Here is a 24,087-nt window from a genome sequence, read left to right as displayed (position 1 = left end):
CAGTACGAGGGCAGGTGAGCGACTTGCTCACCTGCCCTCGTACTCTGTGGACAACTGCCGAGTTACCCCCAAATGTGGAGAACTATGGCTTAGTTATTCGATCCGTCAGAGCTGTTGCCGTAGGGGTTATTCGAACCGTAGGGGTTGTTTGATTCCCCCGATTGGGTTCCCGCGTCACCCGAGCCAGCTGCCTGACCGGTCTGGCCCGACTGCCCCGGAGCCTGGTAACCGCTCGACTGCTGGCCGGGAGCCTGGTAGCCGCCCGACTGCTGACCCGGAGCCTGGTAACCACCCTGCTGACCAGGAGCCTGGTAGCCGCCCGACTGCTGACCCGGAGCCTGGTAACCACCCTGCTGACCAGGAGCCTGGTAGCCGCCCGACTGCTGACCCGGTGCCTGGTAACCCTGCGACTGACCCGGTGCCTGGTAACCCTGCGACTGACCCGGAGCCTGGTAACCACCCTGCTGACCGGGCGCCTGGTACCCACCGGGCTGCTGGCCGGGAGCCTGGTAACCCTGCGAGGCGTAGCCCTGCTGCGGCGCCTGGTAACCCGAGGCCGAGTACGGTGCCACGCCTACTGCTGCACCCGCTGCAGTCGGTCCGGGACGTGCGCCGTCAGGAAGACCGCGCCACTTCGAGCTGTCGAAGGCGAGGATACCCATCCACACGAGGCTCAGGAAGAAATAGAGAACCGCCCAAGCGCCGCTCTTACCGAAACCGATACCAATGCGGTACGCCGCCATCACCAGGAAGACCAGCGCAACAATGCCACCGATCCAACCAATGAACGGAATGAAACCCGCAAAGTTGAGCAGGATAATCCAACCCGGATAGCCACCGGCTTCGAGGAAGACCCAATTGTTGAAGACCGGAACCCAGGCCTTCCATGATTCGATCCCCATCTTCTCGAACATCTTCATGAGGAAGAATGCCGAGATCGCATAAAACAGCAATGCAAAGATGAGCGCGAACCCGATGTACGCAAATAAGAACCCGTATACGGATTCGTCGGACGAGTACGACATGAGAGGTACCTACCGTGCCTTTCGATTCGTCGGAGACGGCCAGATAGGCCGACCAGATTTCACACTTAGACTAGCCCGAACAGCCGCCCACGGGCCTTGATTTACCGTGAGTTCACCAGGTTATATTGCCTCAATCACGTGGATTCACGACCGGGTATCTAACTCGTGTCATGCTTGCGGATGATGTCTGACGATATTGACCGTGGCTTCCTGATCTCGGTACACCTCAAATTCGGGGGCCACGACGGCGGAAAGCGCTTCGAGCGTGAGCGGTTCATTGGCGGTACCGGCTAAGCGTTGCGCCAATAAACGCACGAACTGACCCTTGGCCTGCTTATTGAAGTGGTTCAGCGAACGGAGCGAGCCGTCGGGTTGACGCTCGGCAACGTTCCCCCAGGCCCCGCGTACCGACTCCGGCAGCGGCCCCAGGTCGACATACCCTTTGGAACGCAAATCGAGAATCGGCCCGGGATGCTCGGCCAGCGCATCCGAAATCGCATCCCGCCAGCGCGCTTTGAGGCTCTCGCCGGCAAGCTTCGAATTGTGTGAGAGTCGATAGGCCGCGATGCCGTCCCCAGCCCCCACGAGCCCGTAGAGCGCCGAGTGGATAGCCACGTGTTCCTCAAGCCACTGCCGCTGCACTTGGGTGAGGGATGCGGCGTCAAGGGCGTCGTAGAGCACTCCGGTATATCGCTCTACCGCGGCTTTGAGCGGTGGAGCGTCGAGCAGTTGTTGGTTCCGCGTGAGCTCAATTTCTGCGAGCTTCGCGGAAATCTTCAGGGCCTTTGCCGCAGCAGCTTCGTTGGACTGTGAGAGCGTGACGAGATCGCGAGTGATCTCCTCACGGATGGGGTCGAGTTCGCTCCATCTGGATGCACTGGGAAACAAACTGTTGCCGCCATCCGTTTTTGTTTCGGATGGCGGCAACAGAATTAGGAGTTTTTCACTCACGCCGTAACGACAGCCTCGCCAGCGATCACGGTTACCAGGTCATTCGAGACCGAGAGGAAGCCGTTCTCGGCGGTAGCCGAAATCGTCTTGCCTTCTTCGGTAATGACCCGAACCTCACCAACCGCGAGGGTTGCCAGAACGGGTGTGTGGCCGGGGCGGATACCGATCGAGCCCTCGGTGGTGTAGGCAATAACCTCTTTGGCTTTGCCTTCCCACACCTGTTCGGTGGCGTTGACCACGTTGACGTTCAGCATTGGTACACCAAAGCTCTCTGCGTTTGACACTAACCGAGTTCCTTCTGGAGCTTGGCGTATGCCTCGAGCACGTCGTCGATCGGGCCGACGTTGAAGAAGCACTGCTCGGGAATGTGGTCGAACTCACCCTTGGTGATCGCGTCGAAGGCTTCGACGGTCTCCTTGACGGGCACGGTCGAACCCTCAACACCGGTGAACTGCAGCGCGGTGTAGGTGTTCTGCGAGAGGTACTGCTGGATACGGCGTGCGCGAGCAACCGTGATCTTGTCCTCTTCCGAGAGCTCGTCAACACCAAGGATCGCGATGATCTCCTGGAGTTCCTTGTTCTTCTGCAGGATCTCCTTCACCGTGGTGGCCACGCGGTAGTGGTCCTCACCGACGTACTGCGGGTCGAGGATGCGGCTCGTCGAAGCGAGCGGGTCCACGGCCGGGTACAGACCACGCGAAGCGATCGCACGCGAGAGCTCGGTGGTTGCGTCGAGGTGGGCGAAGGTGGTCGCCGGAGCGGGGTCGGTGTAGTCGTCAGCGGGAACGTAGATCGCCTGCATCGAGGTGATCGAGTGACCGCGCGTCGACGTAATGCGCTCCTGGAGGATACCCATCTCGTCGGCCAGGTTGGGCTGGTAACCCACAGCCGAAGGCATACGACCCAGCAGGGTCGAAACCTCGGAACCGGCCTGCGTGAAGCGGAAGATGTTGTCGATGAACAGGAGCACGTCCTGCTTCTGCACATCACGGAAGTACTCAGCCATCGTGAGGCCGGTCAGCGCGATGCGCAGACGGGTCCCCGGCGGCTCGTCCATCTGGCCGAAGACCAGTGCGGTGTTCTCGAGAACGCCCGATTCTTCCATTTCGAAGATCAGGTCGTTACCCTCACGGGTACGCTCACCCACACCGGCGAATACCGACACACCACCGTGGTCCTGGGCAACACGGGTGATCATCTCCTGGATGAGCACCGTCTTACCAACACCGGCACCACCAAACAGACCGATCTTTCCACCCTGTACGTAGGGGGTCAACAGGTCGATGACCTTGATACCGGTCTCGAACATTTCGGTCTTCGACTCAAGCTGGTCGAAGGCCGGCGGCTCGCGGTGGATGGGCCAGCGCTCGGTGATCTCGTAAGGCTCGGTGAGCATCGACTCGTTGAGGACCTTACCGGTCACGTCGAAGACCTTGCCCTTGGTCACGTCACCAACGGGAACCGAGATGGGCTCACCGGTGTCGCGAACTTCCTGGCCACGGACCAGACCGTCAGTCGGCTTCATCGCGATGGCGCGAACGAGGTCGTCGCCGAGGTGCTGAGCGACCTCGAGGGTGAGCTCGAAGCTCTCTTCACCCATCGAAACGTCGGTCTTGAGTGCGTTATAAATGCCGGGCATTGCGTCGTGCGGGAACTCGATGTCAACCACCGGGCCCGTGACACGCGCGATGCGACCGACAGCGGCGGGCTTAATCTCCGCCTGCTGATCGAACGTCGCGTTCGTCGTCATTTGCGTTCCTTTTCTTCGTGTTCAGCGCGGGTTAGGAAGCGAGCGCGTCCGCGCCGCTCACGATTTCACTGATCTGCTGCGTAATCTCGGCCTGGCGCGCGTTGTTCGCCAGTCGGGTGTAGTCGTTAACCAGTTCTTGTGCGTTGTCAGACGCCGCCTTCATCGCGCGCTGACGGGCTGCCTGCTCAGAAGCAGCCGAGTGCAGCATGGCGTTAAAGAGTCGCGATTCGATGTAGATCGGAAGCAGTGCGTCAAGCACCGAATCCGCATCCGGTTCGAACTCGTAGAGCGGAAGAATCTCGTCGTCCGAGGGTTCTTCCACGCCGTCGACTACCTCTAGCGGGAGCATACGAACGACTGTCGCATCCTGCACCACCATGTTCTTGAAGCGGTTGTAGATGATGTGGATCTCCTCCACGCCGCCCTCTTCATAGGGGGTCGTGAAGCGTTCCACGAGCGTGGTGCCGATTTCCTTCGCGGTGGTGAATACCGGCTGCTCAGTCGAGCCGGTCCACTCCTTTTCGAAGCCGCGGTCACGGAAGGTGAAGTACCCGACGGCCTTACGGCCGACGAGGTAGTACACAACTTCCTTACCCTGCTCGCGCAGCAGCTTGGTCAGCTCCTCGGTCTCTTTGAGTACGTTCTGTGAGAACGCACCGTTGAGACCGCGGTCACTGGTGAACAGCACGACTGCCGCTCGGCGAACCTTCTCCGGCTCCGTAAGGAGCGGGTGCTCGATGGTCGCCGAGTGAGTCGCGGCTGCCGAAACTGCCTGCGTCACGGCGCGGCTGTAGGGGTTTGAAGCCTCCATCCGCGCGCGTGCCTTTGCAATGCGCGAGGTTGCAATCAGCTCCATGGCGCTCGTTACCTTCTGCATCGTCTGCGCAGACTTAATCCGCGCGCGATATTCGCGAAGCTGTGATCCCATGGTTCTCCTGTACCTCTAGTCTCTCGTCAGGTGCGCGCGGCTTAGCGCTTGCCCCGGACGATCTGCTCTTGCTCGACGTCCTCTTCAGCGATCGCGTCGAACTCTTCGCGACCTACCGAGTAGAGAGGCTTACCGTCGGAGAGCTGGAACGTCTTCGAGAACTCGTCGATACCGGTCTCCATTGCCGAGAGCACTTCAGGCTCCAGCTTGCCGCTGGTGCGAAGGTCGTCGAGTACGGAGGTGTTGCGAGCGAGGTAGTCGTGAAGTTCCGCTTCGTAGCGGAGCACGTCTTCAACCGGAACGTTGTCGATCTTGCCGTTGGTACCGGCCCAGATCGAAACGACCTGCTTTTCGATCGGCATCGGGTTGTAGTTCTTCTGACGCAGCAGTTCGGTAAGGCGAGCACCGCGCTCAAGCTGACGCTTGGTGGCGGCGTCGAGGTCCGAAGCGAACATCGCGAAGGCAGCGAGGTCGCGGTACTGCGCGAGCTCGAGCTTCAAGGTACCGGAGACCTTCTTGATGTGCTTCTGCTGTGCCGAACCACCAACACGCGAGACCGAAATACCCACGTCAACGGCGGGGCGCTGGTTCGCGAGGAAGAGGTCCGACTGGAGGAAGATCTGACCGTCGGTGATCGAAATCACGTTGGTCGGGATGTATGCCGACACGTCGTTTGCCTTGGTTTCGATGACTGGCAGACCGGTCATCGAACCCGCACCGCGCTCATCCGAGAGCTTTGCGCAGCGCTCGAGCAGACGCGAGTGGAGGTAGAACACGTCACCGGGGTAGGCCTCACGGCCCGGCGGGCGACGCAGCAGGAGCGAAACGGCACGGTATGCCTCGGCCTGCTTGGACAGGTCATCGAAGATGATGAGGACGTGCTTGCCGCCGTACATCCAGTGCTGGCCGATGGCCGAACCGGTGTATGCCGAGAGGTACTTGAAGCCAGCAGGGTCAGATGCCGGCGAGGCCACGATGGTGGTGTACTCGAGGGCACCTGCTTCTTCAAGGGCGCCACGAACGGCGGCAACGGTCGAACCCTTCTGACCGATGGCAACGTAGATGCAGCGCACCTGCTTCGTGGGGTCACCCGACTCCCAGTTAGCCTTCTGGTTGATGATGGTGTCGATCGCGATTGCGGTCTTACCGGTCTGGCGGTCACCGATGATGAGCTGACGCTGGCCACGGCCAACGGGGATCATCGCGTCGATTGCCTTGATACCGGTTTCCATCGGCTCGTGAACCGACTTACGGTCCATCACGCCGGGGGCCTGGAGCTCGAGGGCACGACGGCCTTCAATGCCGGTGATCTCGCCGAGGCCATCGATGGGCTCACCCAGCGGGTTTACCACGCGGCCGAGGTAGCCCTCACCCACGGGAACCGAGAGAACTTCACCGGTGCGGGTAACGGTCATACCCTCCACAATGCCGGCGAAGGGGCCGAGCACGATGGCACCAATCTCGTCCTCGTCAAGGTTCTGCGCGAGACCGAGGGTGCCGTCCTCGAATTTGATGAGCTCGTTAGCCATGGTCGAGGGCAGACCCTCGATACGGGCGATACCGTCGGCGGCGCTGATTACCGTACCGACTTCGGTGGCCGACGCACCCTGCGGACGGTACGAGCTCGCGAAGCTCGAAAGAGCATCGCGGATCTCGTCCGGATTAATCGTAAGTTCTGACATGTTCTTCCCTTGTCGTTGGGGCTGAGCCCCGAAGTTCACGTGCGCAGCTATGCGAGCTGCAGGCGAAGGTCGTGGAGGCGAGCCGCCGCGGTGTCGTCGATAACGACGTCACCGAACTCAATGCGCATGCCACCGATTACGGCTGGATCGATGATCTGGTTGACCGCAACTTCGCGCCCGAAGCGAGCAGTGAGCCCCGCCTTGAGGCGAGCCAGTTGCTGGTCGCCGAGCGCACGCGCCACGGTTACCACGGCAACCGAGCGGTTAGCCTGGTCAGCCACGATCTGACGAGCCCAGCTCACGAGACGGCGCGTACGGCGTCCACCCGAGTGGGTGAAGAGCGAGGCCAGAAGGCGCATCGTGTCGACGCTCAGTCGCTGGCCGAAGAGGCGGTTCACCAGCGCAACCTTGGTGTCCGCAGCCTGCAGGCGCGTCCCGAGCGAAAGCTCGAGGTCGCCGTTCGAAAGCACGGTGTCAAGGAAGGCGTCCAGCTCGGTACCGAGCTGTTCGTGGTTGCCGGTGGCCTGAGCGAGCGCGCGGATCGCAGCTTCCTGAGTGACTTGAATCAACTCTTCGGCCGAATCCCATTTCTGTGCTGCCACAGTCGCGAGAATTCGGACGGCTGCGCCACCCGGCTGCGATCCAAACACGCGCTCAACCAGAGTGCGCTTCGACTCGGGGGTTGCCCCCCGTTCGACAAGCGCCGACGCCAATGGCTTTGATTCAGCGAGGGTATCGACCACACCAAAGAGACCGCGCACCGAATCGGCGTCGATCTGAGTGACCGTGTCAATCTCCCGCTTTACCGCGGCAAGTGCGTGCTGTGTCGCGCTACGCATTATCGGTTCGTCCCCGCCTTCTGGTCGAGCTCGGTAAGGAAGCGGTCGACATAGACGTTGGAACGCTGGTCGTCGTTCAAGCTTTCGCCGACAACGCCCGAAGCGAGGTCAAGCGCAAGCGAGCCGACTTCCTGACGCAGTGAGACGATCGCCGACTGGCGCTCCGCCTCGATCTGGTCCTTGGCAGCCTTCGTCATGCGGTCGAGCTCGTTCTGGGTCTCCTGCTTCTTCTCAGCCTTGATCGATTCACCTTCGGCGCGTGCCTTTTCGCGAATCTCTGCGGCTTCAGTGCGGGCCTCGGCCAGCAGCTGCTCGTATTCTTCCTTGCGTGCGTCAGCCTCGGCCTGTACGGCCGCTGCCTGCTCGATGCCGCCTTCAATCTTGGAGGCGCGCTCTTCAAGGATTTTGTTCAGCTGCGGAAGGACGAACTTCCAGAAGAACAGCAGGAGCACCACGAACACAACAAGCGACCACACGATGTCGTACACCGCGGGAACAAGCAGGCTGGGGTCCCAGCCAAAGCTGTTGCTGTCGGTTTCCGCAGCGAGTACTGCGGGTCCGTTGTTAATGATGCTCATTGGTGGAAGTGCCTAACTAACCGAAGATGAACGGGGTCGCGATACCGATGAACGCGAGCACCTCGGTAAATGCGATACCAAGGAACATCGTGGTCTGGAGGCGACCTGCCATCTCGGGCTGACGAGCCATACCTTCGACCGTCTTGCCAGCAACGATGCCGATGCCGATGCCGGGGCCGATTGCAGCGAGGCCGTAACCGATGGTTGCGATGTTGCCGCTTACTTCGGCGAATGTGGTGGTGTCCACAGGGGTTTCCTTCCGGTTGGGCGATTACCGCCAGGTCAGCGGAAATCGTCGTTTGAGGTAATTGAGTATCGAGGTTGGTCTATTAACTCGAGCGCGGAACTAGTGTTCTTCCGCAACCGAGAGCTGGATGTAGCTGGTCGTGAGCAGTGCAAATACGTAGGCCTGCAGGACCGACACGAGGATCTCGATGAGCGTCATGAAGAAGCCACCCGCGAGGGTGATGATGCCCATTGCGCTCCATACATTGAGCAGGCCGAAGAAGAACCAGGTCGCCGAGAACGTCAGCACCAGCAGCAGGTGACCCACCATCATGTTCAGGAAGAGTCGAAGTGCCAGCGATACGGGGCGGACGATGAACGTGTTCACGAGCTCAATCGGAGTGAGCAGGATGTACATCACCCAAGGCACTCCCGAGGGGAACAGCGCGTTCTTCAGGAACTTCGCGCCACCAACTTCACGGAAGCCCGCGTAGATGAAGGCAATGTAGGTCACGACTGCGAGAACGATGGGCATACCGATAATGGCGTTACCCGACACGTTCAGCAACGGGACAATACCGGTGATGTTCATGAAGAGCACACCGAAGAACACCATCAGGATGTACGGCAGGTACTTCTTGCCGATACGCTCGCCGAGCATGTCGTACACGATGCCGTCACGAACGAAGCCGACTCCCATTTCGACGAGTGACTGCAGCTTGCCCGGCACCACCTTCGGCTTCCGGAGTGCGATCCAGAAGATCAGCATCAGTACTGCGACGGCAATGAGACGAACCATGATGATTCGGTTGATCTCAAAAGGAGTGCCGTCAAATAACAGCGCGGGAGGGAAGTACTCCTCATCCACATTCGGTGCGTGGAACTCGCCACCGGCGGTGACCGCGATACCCGTCAACAGATTCAGGGCTGTGGGAATCAGGGGAATCTCCTGTCTCGAGGCGCACCAAAAAATTCATGGATGCGCGGCATGTGACGGTGCAGTGTGGCGATCACAGATTTGTAACTGCCAACCTCATCAGCCTATCAAGAAATTTCCAGGTTCATGACGATCTGGGCAAGGTTGGGTCACGAAAATTTGCCAGGAACGGGCCTTGCGTTACTTTGTTTCCGGACCGGGGAGCTCAATATCACTGACATAAGGCTGTCGTGAACGCAGGACTACGACGACGTCAATGGCAAGGGCGCCGACGAGTGCCGCGAGCATCGTGCCCCAAAGCATCCAATCGTGGGTGAAGTCAAACGCACGCACGATGGCGAGCACACCGATGAAGGCAATGAGTTTGAGCAACCAGGCACCCAAAATCACGGCCATGAAATACGTGCTCGGCATTTTCGCGGCAAAGATAATCGAAATCGCCGTGACCGCGGTAAATAGCAGCACGACCGCAGCAGCGATCACTGCGGACCACACACCGGACCAGCCAGCCACGAACCAGCCCACGAGACCGCCCACCAGGGCAACCGCAACGGTCAGAATGATTGACCAGCGGAGCACAGTGTGCATGATTGGCACGCTCGAAGGCACGGAATTATCAGTGGACATTACTGCTCCTCTTTCGGGGGTCGCGGCGGCCGTTGCGTGAGTTTGCGAATGCGTTTGCCGAGTGCAACGGGGGCGGGATGGTTCGCGCGAACCTTATCTGACTGCTCGAGACCGAGTCGGTCGAGCGGATCGAATTGGTCATCGTCATCGCCGTAGGGCGATCGCTGCGCCTGCGTCTCGAGTCGTTTCCGCTGCGAGAGTGGCGCCACGGTAAATACCGTACAGATAATCATGCCCAAGGTCACAAAGAGCACGGCGATCCAGATGGGCTGGATCGTAAAGGTCAGCAGCGCCCCAACGCCAATGACAATCGCCCAACCGTAAAACAGCAGCACCGCGCGACGTTGCGTATGCCCCATGTCAAGGAGCCGGTGGTGGAGATGCTTTCGATCCGCAGAAAACGGTGACTTGCCCGCGGAAAGCCTGCGCACAATCGCGAGCGTGAAATCGACCAGGGGCACGATCAGTACCGCAAAGGGCAGCACGAGCGGGAGGAATGCGGGGAAGAGCGCATCCTTACTGATGAGGCTGGGGTCGACCTCACCGGTCACCGCAATGGTGGAGGTGGCCATCAGGAGCCCGACGAGCAGCGCTCCCCCATCCCCCATGAACATTTTCGAGGGATTCCAATTCCACGGCAGAAAGCCCACGCAAATGCCGACCACAATCGCGGATATGAGTGCGGCCAGCGAGAAGCGGCTGGTTTGCATCGATTCGCTTAAGAAGAAGGTATAGACGAGGAAGACCCCATTACCGATGATCGCGATACCCGCGACGAGTCCATCGAGTCCGTCGATAAAGTTCACCGCGTTCATCACCAGCACCACGGCGAGCACGGTGAAAGCAATACTCATCCACTGCGAGGCCACGGTGATGCCACCAATGGGAAGGGAAGTGATCGCGACTCCCGAAAACGCCAAGACGAGACCTGCGACCATTTGCGCGGCGAGCTTGACCATCCAGTCGAGATCAACAAAATCATCGATGACACCGACGATCACGATGAGTGCTGCCGCACCAATGACCCCCAAGACACGCGTGGGCGACGCATAGACGATGTCGAACCAGCTGATTTGGGAAGCCACGGCAAGGGCCACGAGGAATCCGATAAACATCGCGATCCCACCCAGACGGGGTTTCGGGGTACGGTGCACATCGCGGGCACGTACCTGTGGGTACCACTTGTAGTGCATTGCGAGTCGGTAGACCACCGCGCAGAGGGCGAAACTTACGGCTGCTGCGACGATGATGATCAGGCCGAGAAAGCGCAACTAGCTCGCCAATTCTTCAGGTTCGAGCAGTTCTCCCAGGACCTCGGCAATCGCCTCACGCGAGAGTGCCCCCTGGCGAACGATTCGAGCTGGGATCGGACTGTCGTGAATGGTGAGCCCGGTAGCGTCGAGAATCGTGGAGGGCGCTCCGCCAACCTCCCCCGCATCCAAGAAGATATTCACATCCGCACCGAGTTGGGCCACCGCATCCGAAACGTTCGACGGAGCAGGTTCGCCGTGTTTGTTCGCGCTGGACACTGCCAGTGGCCCGGTTGACTGCAGCAGTTCCAGGGTGAGCGGATGGTCTGGTACCCGGAGTGCGACCGTACCGTGGGTATCCCCCAGATCCCAGCTCAGGCTCGGCTGGGCGGGCAAAATGACGGTCAGTGGTCCCGGCGCGTATTTGGCGAGCAGCTCCCGGACAATCTCCGGCACTTCCGAAGCCAGCGCGTCAATGGTGGCTACACTCCCCACGAGTACCGGTGGCGGAGACTGCCGCGTGCGACCCTTTGCATCCAAGAGCGCTTGCACGGCCGCTGGTTTGAAGGCGTCGGCCGCGATCCCGTACACCGTATCGGTAGGAATCACGATCACCTCGCCGAGGCCGAGTGCCCGCTGCGCTTCACGCATCCCCGCGAGCAACTCGCTTGGCGCGGACAACTGATAGATATCTGCCATAACCTTCACATTCTAAGCCGGAAGTGCGGGATACCGTGCCCAGCTAAATCGGTCCCGGTCAGTGAGATCGCGTTCGGTGCTGGCCTCGATAAGGCCCGCTTCGCTGAAGATTTCTCGCACCGCACTGCCCTGCGACTCGGTGTGTTCCACCGCAACGAGCCCACCCGGCAGCAGTAACTGCGCCGCGGTTTGTGCGATCCGGCGAATATCATCCAAGCCGTCGGAGCCCGAGTACAAGGCCATTTCGGGGTCGAAAAGGCGCACTTCCGGGTCTGCGGGAATGTCCCCGGCGGGCACATAGGGCGGGTTCGAGAGGATTGCGGTGAAGCGCCTCGTCGAATCGGCATGGATGCGCTCATGCCAGTCACCATATTCCACCCGCACCTGGGGTGCCAGGGAACGAATATTCCGCACCAGCCACGGCAGCGCGAATGGTGAGCCTTCGTATGCGATCACCCGCGCATCCGGCAGGGATGCTGCGATCGACACCGCGATAGCACCCGAGCCGGCGCCAAGATCAGCCACCAGCGGAGCATCCGCCTGCTGCTGCGAAGCTTGCCATTCCCTGCCGCGCAAAAAATTCAGGCCAAAATCAATCAGCAATTCAGTCTCGGGGCGGGGCACGAACACTCCAGGTCCGACCTGAAAATCGTAGCCATAGCAGGGGGCGGTACCGGCGAGATGTTGCAGCGGTTCACGTCGTGCGCGGCTACGTGTGGCCCGGAGGACTCGGTTAATGTCTTCGCTCGCGAGGTCTCGCCCCATGAGGTGGTCAAGTTCGATATCACCGAGGCTCCGCTGCAGGATTGCAGAGAGCAAGAGATCGGCCTCACGATTGGGATGCTCAAAGCCCGAAAACGCGAGTTCCTCGCGTACCTGGCTTCTAAGTTGCGTCATATCCATGGATTCCCCCGGCATGGTTTGTCAGTGGCACTGATGTTTGCGCAGAGTATTGATGCTTGCGCAGAGTGCTGCAGATACCCGGCCACATGACCGAGTGTTACAGATCCCCTGGTTTCTCAATGGTTATGGAGGGCGTGGCGACTAACTTTATTCTTGTTCGGTTGTGGCTGAGGTTGCCAATTTATGGCACTGGCGCCGCAAGACACACGTGCTGCAAGAAAGGCAGAAATGGCCGAGAAGATTTATAACGACATCACCGACGTTATTGGTGGAACCCCGCTGGTACGACTCAACCGCGTCAACGAGTCCAATGCGAACGTCTACGCAAAGCTCGAGTTCAACAACCCCACGGCAAGTGTGAAGGACCGCCTCGCCTGGGGTGTTGTTCGCGCGGCTGAGCGTTCGGGCGAGCTGAAGGCTGGCGGCACGATCGTGGAAGGCACCTCCGGCAATACCGGAATCGCGCTTGCCGCGATTGGGGCGGCTCGTGGTTACAAGGTCATCATCGCGATGCCCGAGACGATGTCGCTCGAGCGTCGCGCACTGATGAAGGCATTCGGTGCCGAGCTCGTGCTCACTCCTGGGGCTGATGGGATGCGCGGAGCGGTCCAGAAGGCACAGGAGATTCAGGCCGCGACCGAGAATTCCATTCTTGCCAGCCAGTTTGAAAACCAGGCCAATGTCGAGATTCACCGCGAAACCACCGGTGAAGAGATCTGGGCCGACACCGACGGCAAGGTTGACATTTTCGTGGCCGGAATCGGTACCGGTGGCACGATCACCGGTGCGGGTCAGGCGCTTCGGGCACACAAGCCCGAGGTGAAGATCGTCGCGGTTGAGCCGATTGACTCGCCGCTGCTCACCGAAGGTCGTGCCGGTGGCCACAAGATTCAGGGCCTCGGCGCCAACTTCATTCCGGAGATTCTCGACCAGGGCATCATCGATGAGGTCATCGATGTCACGCTGGATGACTCACTGCGAGTATCGAAGGAACTCACCAAGCAGGAGGGGATTTTCTCGGGTATCTCCGCCGGTGCGAACGTCTGGGCAGCACTCGAAGTTGCTAACCGTCCCGAGAACGCGGGCAAGAACATTGTCGTGATCGTTCCCGACACCGGCGAGCGTTACCTCTCCAGTGTTCTGTTTGATGACATCCGTGAGGGCTAAGCACCTCCGCTGATCAGGCAGAATAGCCACATGGTCAATTCGCAAACGTATCGCCCCCGCCACCGCGTGGATGCTTTCTTCCGAACGATTCGGGAGGACATCTACGCGGTGCGCAAGGGTGATCCCGCGGCACTGTCCAAGATCTCTATTGTCCTGAACTATTCGGGGCTCCACGCGGTCTGGGGGTATCGGATTGCCCGCGCCCTGTGGGTGCGTAACCGTAAGCTGCTCGGCCGCAGCGTCTCGCAGTTCACTCGTTTCCTTACCGGGATCGAGATTCACCCTGGCGCCCAAATCGGCCGACGGCTATTCATTGATCACGGCATGGGTGTCGTGATCGGCGAAACCGCAGAGGTTGGCGATGACGTGCTGATCTACCACGGGGTCACTCTCGGCGGGGTCTCCACTAAGAAAGTGAAGCGGCACCCCACGATCGGCGATCGGGTGATGATTGGTGCGGGCGCGAAGCTGCTCGGGCCGATCGAGATCGGTTCCGACTCCAGCGTTGGCGCAAACTCGGTCGTCACCAAATCCGCTCCCCCGAACTCCATCCTCACCGGTGTTCCCGCACGTGCTCGCAGCCGCGCGCCGCAACTCGCACACGAACCCGGCGACTGGATCATCTAGCTGCACCCACCCGGCCAGCAACAGCCCCCAGCCGGGCTTTGCGGGCGTCGAGCCGTGCCGTTTGCACCGAGCCGAGCTGTTTAAACGGCACGGCTCGGTGCAAAGACCACGGCTCGGCGAAGCTGGTGCCCGGGTCAGTGAGGTTACCGGGGACGATATCGCGGCATCGCGTCGTGGGTGACGCGGCGAAAAAACGCTCGAGAGTCCGTGTGGACTCTCGAGCGTTTTTCGGCTCAATGAGCGTGTGTGTATTAGTTGCTATCGCTAAGTTCGGCGAGGCGGGCCTCCTCGTCGGCAAGAACTGCCGACTCGATGACCGGGCCAAGCGCTCCGTCGAGCACTGCATCCAGGTTGTATGCCTTGTACCCGGTGCGGTGATCCGCAATGCGGTTCTCCGGGAAGTTATAGGTACGGATGCGCTCAGAACGGTCCATCGACCGGATCTGCGAAGCGCGCTGGTCGGCTTCTGCTGCCGCTTTTTCTTCCTGCTGACGAGCTAGCAGTCGAGCCTGCAGCACGCGCATGGCTGCCGCACGGTTCTGGATCTGCGACTTCTCGTTCTGCATGGAGACCACGATGCCGGTCGGTAGGTGCGTGATTCGCACCGCCGAGTCGGTGGTGTTCACCGACTGGCCGCCGGGCCCTGAAGAGCGATACACGTCGATTTTCAGATCGTTCTGATCGATCTGAATCTCTTCCGGCTCATCCACTTCGGGGAAGACCAGTACGCCCGTCGTCGAGGTGTGGATGCGGCCCTGCGACTCGGTCGCCGGCACTCGCTGCACGCGGTGTACGCCGCCCTCATATTTCAGTGAGGCCCACACGCCATCGGCGGGATCGGAGGAGGAGGACTTCACCGCGATCTGGACGTTCTTATAGCCGCCAAGATCGGACTCGGTCTTGTCGAGCAGCTCGATCTTCCACCCCCGCTCTTCCGCGTAGTGGGTGTACATGCGCAGCAGATCTGCCGCAAAGAGTGCCGATTCCTCGCCACCCTCGCCGCCTTTGATCTCCATAATCACGTCACGCCCGTCGTCCGGGTCACGTGGAATCAGCAGTCGACGAAGTTTCTCAATCTGCTCCGCGAGTTCCGTTTCAAGGCTCTCGGCTTCGGCCGCAAAGGCTTCATCTTCGTCGGCGAGTTCCCGTGCCGCCTCGAGGTCGTCCTCAAGCGCGGCGGCACGATCATCGGCCGCGAGAATCTGCGAAACCTCCGCGTAGCGGCGGTTTACCTTCTTCGCCAGGGCAGCGTTGGAGTGCAGCTCAGGGTCGACGAGCTGGTCCTGCAACTCACCGTATTCGGTGCGCAGGGCACTGACGGAATCACTAAATTCGGCGCGGCTCACTTTGCAGTCACCGTACTAATCGGGTTCGCGCGCACCGAGGCGAGGAACTCTTCGTTCGAGGAAGTCGAGGAGATCCGTTCCAGCACAGCTTCGAGCGAAGCCTGTGCATCACCGTGCAGCGCGCGGCGAATCTGCCAGGTCACTTCGAGCTCGTCGGGGCTGAGTAGCTGGTCTTCGTGCAGGGTCGAGGACTGCTGCATGTCGAGGGCCGGGAAGATCCGCTTGTCGGCGATTTCACGCGAAAGACGGATTTCCATGTTTCCGGTCCCGGCAAACTCTTCGAGGATCACTTCGTCGGTACGAGAACCGGTCTCAACCATCGCGGTGGCGAGGATCGTGAGCGAACCGCCGTTTTCGACCTTGCGCGCGGCGCCGAAGAATCGCTTCGGCGGGTAGAGCGCAGAGGCGTCCACTCCCCCGGCGATGATGCGGCCGGATGCGGGTGCAGTCAGGTTGTAGGCGCGGCACAGCTGCGTGATCGAGTCGAGCAGCACCACCACGTCGAGGCCGAGTTCAACCAGTCGCTTGGCGCGCTCAATGGCGAGTTCGGCGATGGTGGTGTGGTTTTCGGCTGGCATGTCGAAGGTCGAGGCCACAACTTCACCGTGAATGGTGCGTTCGAGGCGAGTGACTTCCTCGGGGCGCTCGTCAACCAGCACCAACATGAGGTGGGTGTCGGGGTTGTTCTGCGCGATCGCATTCGCGATGCGCTCGAGCATGATCGACTTACCGGACTTCGGTGGAGCCACGATCAGCCCGCGGGTGCCCTTACCAATGGGTGCAAACAGGTCAATCATCCGCTGTGCGGCGTGACCGCTCTCGGTTTCGAGTTCGATGCGCTCGCTCGGGTAGAGCGGCGTCAGCTTGTCGAACTCGGCGCGTTCGCGGTTCGCGTCCGGGGTCTCACCGTTGATGGTGTCCACGCGCACGAGTGCGTTGTACTTTTGGCGACCACCGTGGTGCTCCCCCTCGCGCGGCTGACGGATTGCGCCGACGATCGCATCACCCTTACGCAGACCGTACTTCTTCACCTGGCCGAGCGAAACGTAGACGTCGTTGACACCCGCGAGGTAGCCCGAGGTGCGCACGAACGCGTAGTTGTCGAGGACATCGAGGATGCCCGCAATCGGCAGCAGTACGTCATCCGGTGCGATCTCCGGGTCGGCATCGTCGCGGTGATTGCGCTTACGGTCGCGCTGGCGCGTGTTCTGCTGTTTACCGTTCTGATCGTCGCCACGGGGCCCCGACTTGGCCGGGCCCTGCTGCTCTTCCTTCTGCTGGGGCTGCTCATCAGCCTGCTGGCCTTTGCCGCGGTTGCGGTTCCGGCTGCGCTTGCGGCCGCCCTGCTGGTTGTCGCGCCCCTCCGAGGTGTCCTCGTCGGCGTTTTCATCACGCGCGGGCGGCAGGATGATGTCGTCCAGCGTCTTCGGGCCGGCTGAGCCTGCGCCCTGCTGGTCTGCACCGCGCTGGTCAGCACCGCGCTGGTCACCGCCCTTGTCGGCACGCTGATCACCACGCTGTTCGCCACGCTGCTGGCGGCCACGCTGGCCGCGCGCAGGGCGCTCGCTCGTGGCGGCATCCTTCTGATCCTCAGACTTCGAGACATCAGACTTCGAGGCATCCGCGGTCTTGCCGACGTTGTCGAGTGCCTCGTCGAGGAGGTCCGCAACGGCAGTTGCACCCTCGTCCTTCTTGGCCGGGGCCTTGGCCCTGCGCTGCGGCAATTCGATTTTGACGGTCTCATCGATCGCTTGGTCGACAGGTTCCTTGGCTGCAGCTTCTTTCGCAGCAGTTTCCTTGGCCGGAGCATCCTTCGCGGGAGCCTTCGCGCTCGCCGCAGCTTCCTCCGGCTTTTCCTCCGGAGTCGATTTGCCCGTGGTCGCTGGTGCCTCGGCCGGTGCGGATGCGCCGCCGGCCTGTGTTGCGGCCCCCGACCGAGCGGCCTCGATGGCTTCGATCAATACGTTCTTGCGCATCCGCGCGGCACCCTTGATGCCGAGTCCCTGCGCGATGGTTTGAAGATCGGCAACCCGCATCGAGCCGAGCGGACGATCTTCCGTTGCTCCCGATGCCGACTTCACGTCGGCGTTTTCTGGAGTGTCAGTCATAGTTGAAAATTCCTTGGGTTGAAATGCGCTCGTCGAAGAGACAGCACATGTAAACAAGCGAGGCATGGTGCATTCCGAGCGTCCTTACGCAAAACCGGCAAGAACTGATCCGCATGGAATGACGGTGTTGCCTCACATCAATTCGTTCCTCAGGCCGTGCAATAGAGCACTACGCCGACGGTGACACCGTCTGTTTTGAAACTTCCTCAACTGTAGCACCCTGAATGTCAACTGCCGTGAGATATGCCGTCCATGTTGTATCGGTACGGGATTTGGCAATCTCAGCTGCACGCAGACGGTCGGCGGGGTCGTCGCAGAGCACGAGCACGCTCGGCCCGGCGCCCGATACCACTGCAGCCAGGCCCTCAGCTCGCAGATCGTCGATCAGTTCCTTGGTTTTCGGCATTGCCGCGGCGCGATAGCTCTGGTGCAGCCGGTCTTCGGTCGATTCGAAAAGCAACTCGGGACTCTGCGACAGCGCAGCGACCAGCAGTGCCGCGCGCGATAGGTTGAAGATTGCATCCGCGTGCGGCACCTGCGAGGGCTGCAGCGAACGAGCCACCGAGGTGGACATGGTTTCTTCGGGTACCAGCACAACGATCGAGACACCGCGGTCCACCATCAGCTTCTTCGAGCGCGGCTCGCCGCTCGCGGTCACCCAAGCAATGGTCAGGCCACCAAACAGGCAGGGCGCGACGTTGTCGGGGTGCCCCTCGAGGGTGGTTGCGAGTTTCAGAAGCGTGTCGTCCGAGACCTGCTGCTGGTCCTCCACGAGGCCAGCTGCCGCGACAATACCGGCCACGATCGCTGCCCCGGACGAGCCGAGCCCGCGACCGTGGGGAATGGTGTTGTTCGCGCGCAGGCGCAGCCCCGGCTTGTCGAACCCCAGCTGCTGGAGTGCGTAAAAGATGGTGCTGATCACCAGGTGGGATTCATCGGTCGGCACTTCATCCGCACCGACCCCTTCAACCTCAATATCGAGCTCTCCCGGTGCCAGTGCCTCGACGGTCAATTCGTCGTATTCCGCCAGGGCGAGGCCGAGCGTGTCGAAGCCGGGACCGAGGTTGGCGCTCGTCGCGGGGACGCGGACCTTTACGCAGCGGCCCGGTGTTACCGCGCTCATGCGTGCACGCCCTCAACGCGCAGCACACCGTTGATCTGGTGCACGGCAGGGCTGTCGGCAAGAGCCTTGACAAGGCCAGAAAGCGCGCCTTCCGTTGCCAGGTGTGTACCGATCACAAGGGTGGCACGCGAATCACCCGTGCCTTCTTCATCGTCCGTTTCGGTCGGTGCAGCCTGTTCGAGTGTGGCGACCGAAACCTGTTGTGCGGCGAAGGTTTGCGCGATTCCAGCGAGGATGCCCGCCTCGTCCTCTGCGGCGAGCGAGATATGGTAGCTGGTGAGGATTTCTTCCACCGGCACGATAGGCAGGTCTGCATCCATCGACTCGCCCGAACCGGGCCCACCGAGCAGGTGGCGGCGTGCTGCGGCAACAAGATCACCGAGCACTGCCGAAGCGGTCTCAACACCGCCAGCACCGGCGCCGTAGAACATTAGGGAACCCGCGGCCTTCGCCTCAACGAAGATCGCGTTATTGCCACCGTGCACGCTTGCGAGCGGGTGGGTTTCAGGGACAAGTGCCGGGTAGACCCGGGCCGAGACCTTCTCACCACCGTTCTGTTCGTCGGTGAGGCGCTCACAAATGGCGAGCAGCTTCACGACGTATCCGGCGCGCTTCGCGTCCTCAATCTGTTCGATCGAAACTTGGGTGATGCCTTCCCGGTAGACCTGGTCTACCGGAACCTTGGTGTGGAAGGCAATGGATGCGAGGATCGCGGCCTTCTGCTGAGCGTCATAGCCCTCGATGTCCGCGGTCGGGTCAGCTTCGGCGTAGCCGAGTTCGGTGGCGATACGCAGCGATTCGTCGAAGCTGTCGCCGCGAGTGTGCATCCGGTCCAAGATGTAATTCGTGGTGCCGTTGACGATGCCGAGGATGCGCTCAACTTTGTCACCGCCGAGGTTTTCGCGCAGCGGTCGAATGATCGGAATTGCGCCGCCCACGGCGGCCTCGTAGTACAGCTGTGCGCCAACACGCTCGGCAAGTTCAAAGAGCTCGGCCCCGTGATGTGCGAGGAGTGCCTTATTGGCGGTCACCACGTCAGCACCGGATTCCAGCGCGAGGGTCACCAATTCACGGGCCGGGGTGATGCCGCCCATGAGCTCAATGACGATATCGGCGGAGACGATCAGGGTCTGCGCATCCGTGGTGAACAGCTCTCGCGGCAAGTCGGCGTCGCGATTGGCATCGGGGTTACGAACCGAAATCCCAATAAGTTCGAGGCGCGTGCCAACTCGTCGCTCATACTCATCCGCCTGCTCAAGCAGCAGCCGGGCGACCTGGCTGCCCACTGAACCTGCTCCGAGCAGGGCAACCTTGATGGCGCGTTTCTCGTTCATCTAGCTCTCCTTGGGTGACCAGGCGGCGTCTGCGGCAAGCTGGTCTTGAATGGTGATGCGGCGGATCAGGGTGCGGGCAGCACCGTCTCGAACTGCCACCACGGCGGGACGGTCAAGATAGTTGTAGTGATTGGACAGGGCCCAGCAATAGGCACCGGTCGCGGGCACCGCAAGCAGGTCGCCGGGAGCCACATCTGCTGGCAGATAGTCACTGTTGATTACGATATCGCCTGATTCGCAGTGCTTTCCAACCACGCGCACGAGTTGCGGTGTGGCGGTGGATTCACGATTGGCCAGGCGCACGGTGTAGTCAGATTCATAGAGCGCAGGGCGAATGTTGTCGCTCATGCCACCGTCCACGGAAACGTAGAGACGCTCGGCGCTATCCCGGTGCTCGCCCTGTTGCTGGTGCTCGACTGCCGGGTTGTCCTGCGACGCCGTTTCCTGTGGTGAGTCCTCGTGCTGCAGGGGCACCGACACCGCCTTGGTCGTACCGACGGTGTAGAGCGTTGTGCCGCCCGGGCCAACGATTGATCGGCCAGGCTCGAAGGTAATCTTCGGCAGATCACTGCCGGTGTCTTCACAGGCCTTGGCCACCTCCGCGGCAATGCCTCGGGCAAGGTCGGCGAGCTTCGGGGCATTGTCGCTCGGCAGATAGGCGATACCGAAACCGCCACCGAGATTCACCTCGGGGACGGGACCGTCGGCAAGCAGCTCCGCGCGGAAGCGCATGAGTTTTTCGGCCGCGGCGCCAAAGCCTGCGGCCTCGTAAATCGAGGAACCGATGTGCGAATGCAGCCCCAACAGGGAAAGCGAATCGAGTTCGCGGATGCGCGCGACGGCCTGCCTGGCAACGTCAAAGGTGAGCCCGAATTTTTGGTCCTCGTGGCTGGTCGCAAGATATGAGTGAGTGGATGCGTGTATGCCCGCGTTCAGGCGCACCATCACCGGCTGCACCTTGCCGAGCTCCCGAGCTACCTGGGCAATCCGCTCGACCTCCTGCAGCGAGTCAATAATGATCGACCCCACACCGACCTCGACCGCTCGAGTAATCTCCGCGACAGACTTATTGTTGCCGTGCATCCCGATATGGGCCGGATCTGTCCCCGCTGCCAGCGCGACCTCGAGTTCGCCACCCGAGGCAACATCCAAACCGAGACCAGCTTCGGCCATCCAGCGTGCGATATCGATCGAGAGGAATGCTTTCGAGGCGTAGTGGAGTTCTACCTCCGCACCGATTTCGGCAAAGGCGGCAGCAAAATCACGTGCGGCGGCGGCTGCACGGCCGCGAACGTCAGCTTCATCGACCACGTACAGCGGCGAACCGAACTGTTCCAGCAGTGCGCTGGCACGAATGCCACCAATTTGCAGTTCACCGTCATCGGTGCGGCTCGCCGTGGTCGACCAAACCGCCTCATCGAGGTGATTCACGTTATCTGCGGGATATTCGAGCCATTCGGGCGCAAGTGGGCTGGGCTGAAAAGAAGCGGCGGAGGTGTGCATCCCGGCTATCCTACCGGCAACTACACGCCTCCGCCGCGCTTGGCCGAACTTCCGTCAAGCCGGTTTATGCACCGAACTCTTAGCTCATGCAGGTCGTCATCGCGAGATAAGAAGTCGCAACGTCGTCGACCTCCCACTGGAAGTGCATACCTTCTTCATCCACCTGAGCTTCCGTGACGTAGGACTCGTAATCCGTGTCCTCACAGGGGTCGATTTGTTCCTTGGTTTCGGCACCGAATTCCTCAAGGTAGTCGACACCGTCAACGGTCATCGAGGTAATTTCCATGACCATCCAGCCCTCCACCGCGGAGATTTGCATGGTCATTTCCATCGTGGACCCGTACTGCTCCATCGACATGCTGAGGCCGTCGCTGGTGAGCTGCACGTCCATGCCTTCAAATTCAGAAGCTTCCGACTCATTGAAGAACACGTCCATAATTGCGTCGGCCGGAACATCCACGTCCACCCGGACGCGGTCCACGGTTCCCTCACCGTTCGACGGCGCACCAAGCAGCGTGTAGGTGATGTCATAGGGAATGTCATTAGCCACGAGTTCCGGGCCGGCGACTTCGACCTTGGAGAATTCACCGCCCAAGGATTCGAAGACGTACGAGCCGCCGCCGAAGGATCCCTTGAGATCACCTTCGGCCTGTTCACCATTAATCTCGATGCCCTGCTCTTCGAAGAGTGCGACATAGGTGTTACCCGCGCCACCGCGACCGGCAAATTCCCAAATTAGTCCGACCACAACCAGCAGCGCCACGACACCACCGGCGATGAGGCCGATCAGCAGGCCCTTACCCTTCTTGGGCTGCGTGGGGCCAGCCGCCGCGGGTGCGTACGCACCCGCGCCTCCTCCGGCACCGTACCCGGCGTTCTGGTCATAACCACGTTGCCCGTAACCGGCTCCTTGGTTATACCCACCCGATTGGCCGTAGGCGCCTGACTCGCCGTAGTCGCCCGCGCCACTTTGACCGTAACCGCCCTGACCGTAGCCCGATTGGCCATATCCTGACTGGCCGTAGCCCGAGGACGACTGGGATGCATCCTGCCCGTAGCCATAGGACTGCTGCTGAGATGCATCCTGCCCATAGCCCTGGCCACTATCGCCATAGACGGTCTGATTTTGGGGATAGTCCCCGGAGCCGCTATAGCCCTGGTCCCCATACGACCCGGACTGCGAAGCACCGTAGGAACCGTACTCGCCAGCTGCGCCAGACTGGCCGGAGCCGCTCTGGTTCTGCTGACCGTATTGGTCGCCACCCTGTTGTCCGTACGAATCTTGCCCGTACTGGGCCTGCTGACCGTACGAATCCTGCCCGTATGAGTCTTGGCCGTACTGGTTCTGGCCGTACTGGTTCTGGCCGTAAGCATTCCCGGGATTGTTCGGGTCGCCCGGCTTCTGGCCCCAGGGATTCTGGTTACCAGCGTTCGGGTCGTACGTCATAGCTACTACTCCTTCGATCCACGGGGATTCGCGATACCTCGCGCACACCACTATTGAACCACCCAGTCAGGGGCATCCCTATCTCCTGGGCGGGAATTCCATCGTCGGGATGAGCCCGAATAGCGTTCGGCCCAACGCCAATTGCCGAACCAGATTGCGTCTGCAGCGTCTGCTGTCTAACTACAGCTTCCGCGGGTCTGAAAGGCATCCTCGGTGAGGGTGAACGGTTCGGTGCTTCGATAGCCGATGACCAGGGCGTCATCCACCACCTCCACCGAGGTGATTTCGAGCATTTCAGGCAGGTGCTCGGCCACGCAGAATTCGAGGGTGAAGTTCTCGGGATTGAGCTGAATATCGGTCGGAGCGGCCCCGGTTTGAATGGACAGGCTCTCGGCGTTGATTTGGATGCGGCCACCGGATTGCATGCGGGCGCTCGCATCTACCCGAATCTGCACTTCGATACCGAACACTTGAACTTCAGTCGTGTACCCGAAGACACCGTCTTTGAGATCGAGTCCGTGCACCGTAAAGCCGTATTCTTCCGCCGTCGAGGCGAGCAGTTTATTCAGCGAGGCCTCACCGATCTCAACCGTGCCTTCCGCGCCATCGAGCGCCACGGGATCGGTCAGGGTGATTCCCTCCGCGCGCAGATCAATGGTGCCGCGGGCGCCACCGAATTCCACGTTCTTGCCCTCAACGTCGAGCCCGGACAGTTCCCCGCCAATGACTTCGCACAGTACGCACCAGCCGGTCGGGGAGGCTTCCACATCTGCGCGTACTGCCTCCGGCATCGCGTCCTCAATCTGACTCGCGGCAACTTGGCCAACCACGATTCGCGCCAGAATTTCGGCGACCACCACGAGGATGACCAGCAGCACCGTGAGGGTGCCGATCACCCAGCCCCAGTGCACGCCCCGCTTACGGCTATGCGTCTGCTCGCCGTACCCGGGTAGTTCGTACGCGGGCTGCCCGTAGTCCGGCAGTTCTTGGTCGTGACCGCTGCTGCTCGAATGCGGCTGCTGCGCGTGCTGCGTCACC

Annotated in this window: 23 protein-coding genes; 2 read left to right on the top strand and 21 right to left on the bottom strand. The window is 60.9% G+C overall.

Annotation, left to right across the window (positions count from 1 at the left end):
• Nucleotides 1-89 precede the first annotated feature (89 nt).
• The 14 genes from F8O05_RS14765 to prmC all read right to left on the bottom strand — a co-directional run bounded on the left by F8O05_RS14765 (nt 90) and on the right by prmC (nt 12,388).
• Nucleotides 90-1,025: a DUF5684 domain-containing protein gene (locus tag F8O05_RS14765; protein ID WP_192497072.1), complete on the bottom strand. Its 936-nt coding sequence runs from the start codon at nt 1,023-1,025 to the stop codon at nt 90-92.
• A gap of 168 nt (nt 1,026-1,193) precedes the next feature.
• Nucleotides 1,194-1,976 carry a YaaA family protein gene (locus F8O05_RS06830; RefSeq protein ID WP_158052001.1) on the bottom strand — a complete coding sequence of 261 codons (783 nt, stop codon included), beginning with the start codon at nt 1,974-1,976 and terminating at the stop codon, nt 1,194-1,196.
• Complete coding sequence (locus tag F8O05_RS06825; protein WP_404811359.1) at nt 1,973-2,260, bottom strand: F0F1 ATP synthase subunit epsilon; 288 nt, start codon at nt 2,258-2,260, stop codon at nt 1,973-1,975. The genes F8O05_RS06830 and F8O05_RS06825 overlap by 4 nt, the downstream gene beginning before the upstream one ends.
• Nucleotides 2,260-3,726, bottom strand: coding sequence for a F0F1 ATP synthase subunit beta (gene atpD, locus F8O05_RS06820; protein ID WP_192497071.1), 1,467 nt, complete (start codon nt 3,724-3,726; stop codon nt 2,260-2,262). The genes F8O05_RS06825 and atpD overlap by 1 nt, the downstream gene beginning before the upstream one ends.
• Nucleotides 3,727-3,757: 31 nt before the next feature.
• Nucleotides 3,758-4,654 (bottom strand): F0F1 ATP synthase subunit gamma, encoded by an 897-nt coding sequence (locus F8O05_RS06815; protein ID WP_158052000.1) that lies wholly within the window; start codon nt 4,652-4,654, stop codon nt 3,758-3,760.
• A gap of 41 nt (nt 4,655-4,695) precedes the next feature.
• Complete coding sequence (gene atpA, locus F8O05_RS06810) at nt 4,696-6,336, bottom strand: F0F1 ATP synthase subunit alpha (protein WP_158051999.1); 1,641 nt, start codon at nt 6,334-6,336, stop codon at nt 4,696-4,698.
• Between the two features lie 47 nt (nt 6,337-6,383).
• Nucleotides 6,384-7,175: a F0F1 ATP synthase subunit delta gene (locus F8O05_RS06805; RefSeq protein WP_158051998.1), complete on the bottom strand. Its 792-nt coding sequence runs from the start codon at nt 7,173-7,175 to the stop codon at nt 6,384-6,386.
• Nucleotides 7,175-7,753: a F0F1 ATP synthase subunit B gene (locus F8O05_RS06800; RefSeq protein ID WP_158051997.1), complete on the bottom strand. Its 579-nt coding sequence runs from the start codon at nt 7,751-7,753 to the stop codon at nt 7,175-7,177. Before F8O05_RS06800 ends, F8O05_RS06805 begins: the two co-directional genes overlap by 1 nt.
• A 16-nt stretch (nt 7,754-7,769) precedes the next feature.
• Entirely contained in the window at nt 7,770-8,000 is a 231-nt protein-coding gene (atpE, locus tag F8O05_RS06795) for an ATP synthase F0 subunit C (protein ID WP_158051996.1), read from the bottom strand.
• 99 nt (nt 8,001-8,099) lie between these two features.
• Nucleotides 8,100-8,894 (bottom strand): F0F1 ATP synthase subunit A, encoded by a 795-nt coding sequence (gene atpB, locus F8O05_RS06790; protein WP_158051995.1) that lies wholly within the window; start codon nt 8,892-8,894, stop codon nt 8,100-8,102.
• A 201-nt stretch (nt 8,895-9,095) separates the two neighbouring features.
• Nucleotides 9,096-9,542 (bottom strand): hypothetical protein, encoded by a 447-nt coding sequence (locus F8O05_RS06785; RefSeq protein WP_158051994.1) that lies wholly within the window; start codon nt 9,540-9,542, stop codon nt 9,096-9,098.
• Entirely contained in the window at nt 9,542-10,813 is a 1,272-nt protein-coding gene (locus tag F8O05_RS06780; protein ID WP_225735784.1) for an MraY family glycosyltransferase, read from the bottom strand. Before F8O05_RS06780 ends, F8O05_RS06785 begins: the two co-directional genes overlap by 1 nt.
• Complete coding sequence (locus F8O05_RS06775) at nt 10,814-11,491, bottom strand: L-threonylcarbamoyladenylate synthase (protein ID WP_158051993.1); 678 nt, start codon at nt 11,489-11,491, stop codon at nt 10,814-10,816.
• A gap of 12 nt (nt 11,492-11,503) precedes the next feature.
• Nucleotides 11,504-12,388 (bottom strand): peptide chain release factor N(5)-glutamine methyltransferase, encoded by an 885-nt coding sequence (gene prmC, locus F8O05_RS06770; RefSeq protein ID WP_192497070.1) that lies wholly within the window; start codon nt 12,386-12,388, stop codon nt 11,504-11,506.
• A 234-nt stretch (nt 12,389-12,622) separates the two neighbouring features.
• Here prmC and cysK point away from each other — a divergent pair, with 234 nt between their 5' ends.
• Together cysK and cysE are read left to right on the top strand one after the other, a co-directional pair.
• A complete protein-coding gene (gene cysK / locus F8O05_RS06765) occupies nt 12,623-13,561 on the top strand; it encodes a cysteine synthase A (protein ID WP_158051991.1) in 939 nt (312 codons plus the stop codon).
• 30 nt (nt 13,562-13,591) lie between these two features.
• The gene (gene cysE, locus F8O05_RS06760; protein WP_158051990.1) at nt 13,592-14,188 is read left to right on the top strand and encodes a serine O-acetyltransferase; all 597 of its coding nucleotides are present in this window, start codon (nt 13,592-13,594) and stop codon (nt 14,186-14,188) included.
• 251 nt (nt 14,189-14,439) lie between these two features.
• Here the strand turns inward: cysE and prfA are convergent, their stop codons facing one another.
• From prfA to F8O05_RS06725, 7 genes are all read right to left on the bottom strand, one after another.
• Nucleotides 14,440-15,534: a peptide chain release factor 1 gene (gene prfA, locus F8O05_RS06755; protein WP_158051989.1), complete on the bottom strand. Its 1,095-nt coding sequence runs from the start codon at nt 15,532-15,534 to the stop codon at nt 14,440-14,442.
• Nucleotides 15,531-17,642, bottom strand: coding sequence for a transcription termination factor Rho (rho, locus tag F8O05_RS06750; protein ID WP_158051988.1), 2,112 nt, complete (start codon nt 17,640-17,642; stop codon nt 15,531-15,533). The genes prfA and rho overlap by 4 nt, the downstream gene beginning before the upstream one ends.
• Before the next feature lie 169 nt (nt 17,643-17,811).
• On the bottom strand, nt 17,812-18,765 hold the full coding sequence (thrB, locus tag F8O05_RS06745; protein WP_158051987.1) for a homoserine kinase: 954 nt from the start codon (nt 18,763-18,765) through the stop codon (nt 17,812-17,814).
• Nucleotides 18,762-20,099 (bottom strand): homoserine dehydrogenase, encoded by a 1,338-nt coding sequence (locus tag F8O05_RS06740; protein ID WP_158051986.1) that lies wholly within the window; start codon nt 20,097-20,099, stop codon nt 18,762-18,764. Before F8O05_RS06740 ends, thrB begins: the two co-directional genes overlap by 4 nt.
• Complete coding sequence (locus tag F8O05_RS06735) at nt 20,100-21,602, bottom strand: diaminopimelate decarboxylase family protein (protein ID WP_158051985.1); 1,503 nt, start codon at nt 21,600-21,602, stop codon at nt 20,100-20,102. It lies immediately after the preceding gene.
• Nucleotides 21,603-21,681: 79 nt separating this feature from the next.
• Entirely contained in the window at nt 21,682-23,049 is a 1,368-nt protein-coding gene (locus tag F8O05_RS06730) for a hypothetical protein (protein WP_158051984.1), read from the bottom strand.
• 176 nt (nt 23,050-23,225) lie between these two features.
• Nucleotides 23,226-24,086 (bottom strand): LmeA family phospholipid-binding protein, encoded by an 861-nt coding sequence (locus F8O05_RS06725; RefSeq protein WP_192497069.1) that lies wholly within the window; start codon nt 24,084-24,086, stop codon nt 23,226-23,228.
• Between the last annotated feature and the right edge of the window lies 1 nt (nt 24,087).

Origin of the sequence: Gulosibacter chungangensis (assembly GCF_008831155.1) — a bacterium.
GTDB classification, from domain to species: domain Bacteria; phylum Actinomycetota; class Actinomycetes; order Actinomycetales; family Microbacteriaceae; genus Gulosibacter; species Gulosibacter chungangensis.
This window is presented reverse-complemented; position numbering and strand designations above follow the sequence as displayed.

Excerpts from the sequence above, each read along its gene's own strand:
- F8O05_RS14765 (WP_192497072.1), bottom strand. The coding sequence starts at position 1,025 with ATGTCGTACTCGTCCGACGAATCCGTATACGGGTTCTTATTTGCGTAC.
- atpD (WP_192497071.1), bottom strand. The coding sequence starts at position 3,726 with ATGACGACGAACGCGACGTTCGATCAGCAGGCGGAGATTAAGCCCGCC.
- F8O05_RS06815 (WP_158052000.1), bottom strand. The coding sequence starts at position 4,654 with ATGGGATCACAGCTTCGCGAATATCGCGCGCGGATTAAGTCTGCGCAG.
- atpA (WP_158051999.1), bottom strand. The coding sequence starts at position 6,336 with ATGTCAGAACTTACGATTAATCCGGACGAGATCCGCGATGCTCTTTCG.
- F8O05_RS06805 (WP_158051998.1), bottom strand. The coding sequence starts at position 7,175 with ATGCGTAGCGCGACACAGCACGCACTTGCCGCGGTAAAGCGGGAGATT.
- F8O05_RS06800 (WP_158051997.1), bottom strand. The coding sequence starts at position 7,753 with ATGAGCATCATTAACAACGGACCCGCAGTACTCGCTGCGGAAACCGAC.
- F8O05_RS06785 (WP_158051994.1), bottom strand. The coding sequence starts at position 9,542 with ATGTCCACTGATAATTCCGTGCCTTCGAGCGTGCCAATCATGCACACT.
- F8O05_RS06775 (WP_158051993.1), bottom strand. The coding sequence starts at position 11,491 with ATGGCAGATATCTATCAGTTGTCCGCGCCAAGCGAGTTGCTCGCGGGG.
- prmC (WP_192497070.1), bottom strand. The coding sequence starts at position 12,388 with ATGACGCAACTTAGAAGCCAGGTACGCGAGGAACTCGCGTTTTCGGGC.
- cysK (WP_158051991.1), top strand. The coding sequence starts at position 12,623 with ATGGCCGAGAAGATTTATAACGACATCACCGACGTTATTGGTGGAACC.
- cysE (WP_158051990.1), top strand. The coding sequence starts at position 13,592 with ATGGTCAATTCGCAAACGTATCGCCCCCGCCACCGCGTGGATGCTTTC.
- rho (WP_158051988.1), bottom strand. The coding sequence starts at position 17,642 with ATGACTGACACTCCAGAAAACGCCGACGTGAAGTCGGCATCGGGAGCA.
- thrB (WP_158051987.1), bottom strand. The coding sequence starts at position 18,765 with ATGAGCGCGGTAACACCGGGCCGCTGCGTAAAGGTCCGCGTCCCCGCG.
- F8O05_RS06740 (WP_158051986.1), bottom strand. The coding sequence starts at position 20,099 with ATGAACGAGAAACGCGCCATCAAGGTTGCCCTGCTCGGAGCAGGTTCA.
- F8O05_RS06735 (WP_158051985.1), bottom strand. The coding sequence starts at position 21,602 with ATGCACACCTCCGCCGCTTCTTTTCAGCCCAGCCCACTTGCGCCCGAA.
- F8O05_RS06730 (WP_158051984.1), bottom strand. The coding sequence starts at position 23,049 with ATGACGTACGACCCGAACGCTGGTAACCAGAATCCCTGGGGCCAGAAG.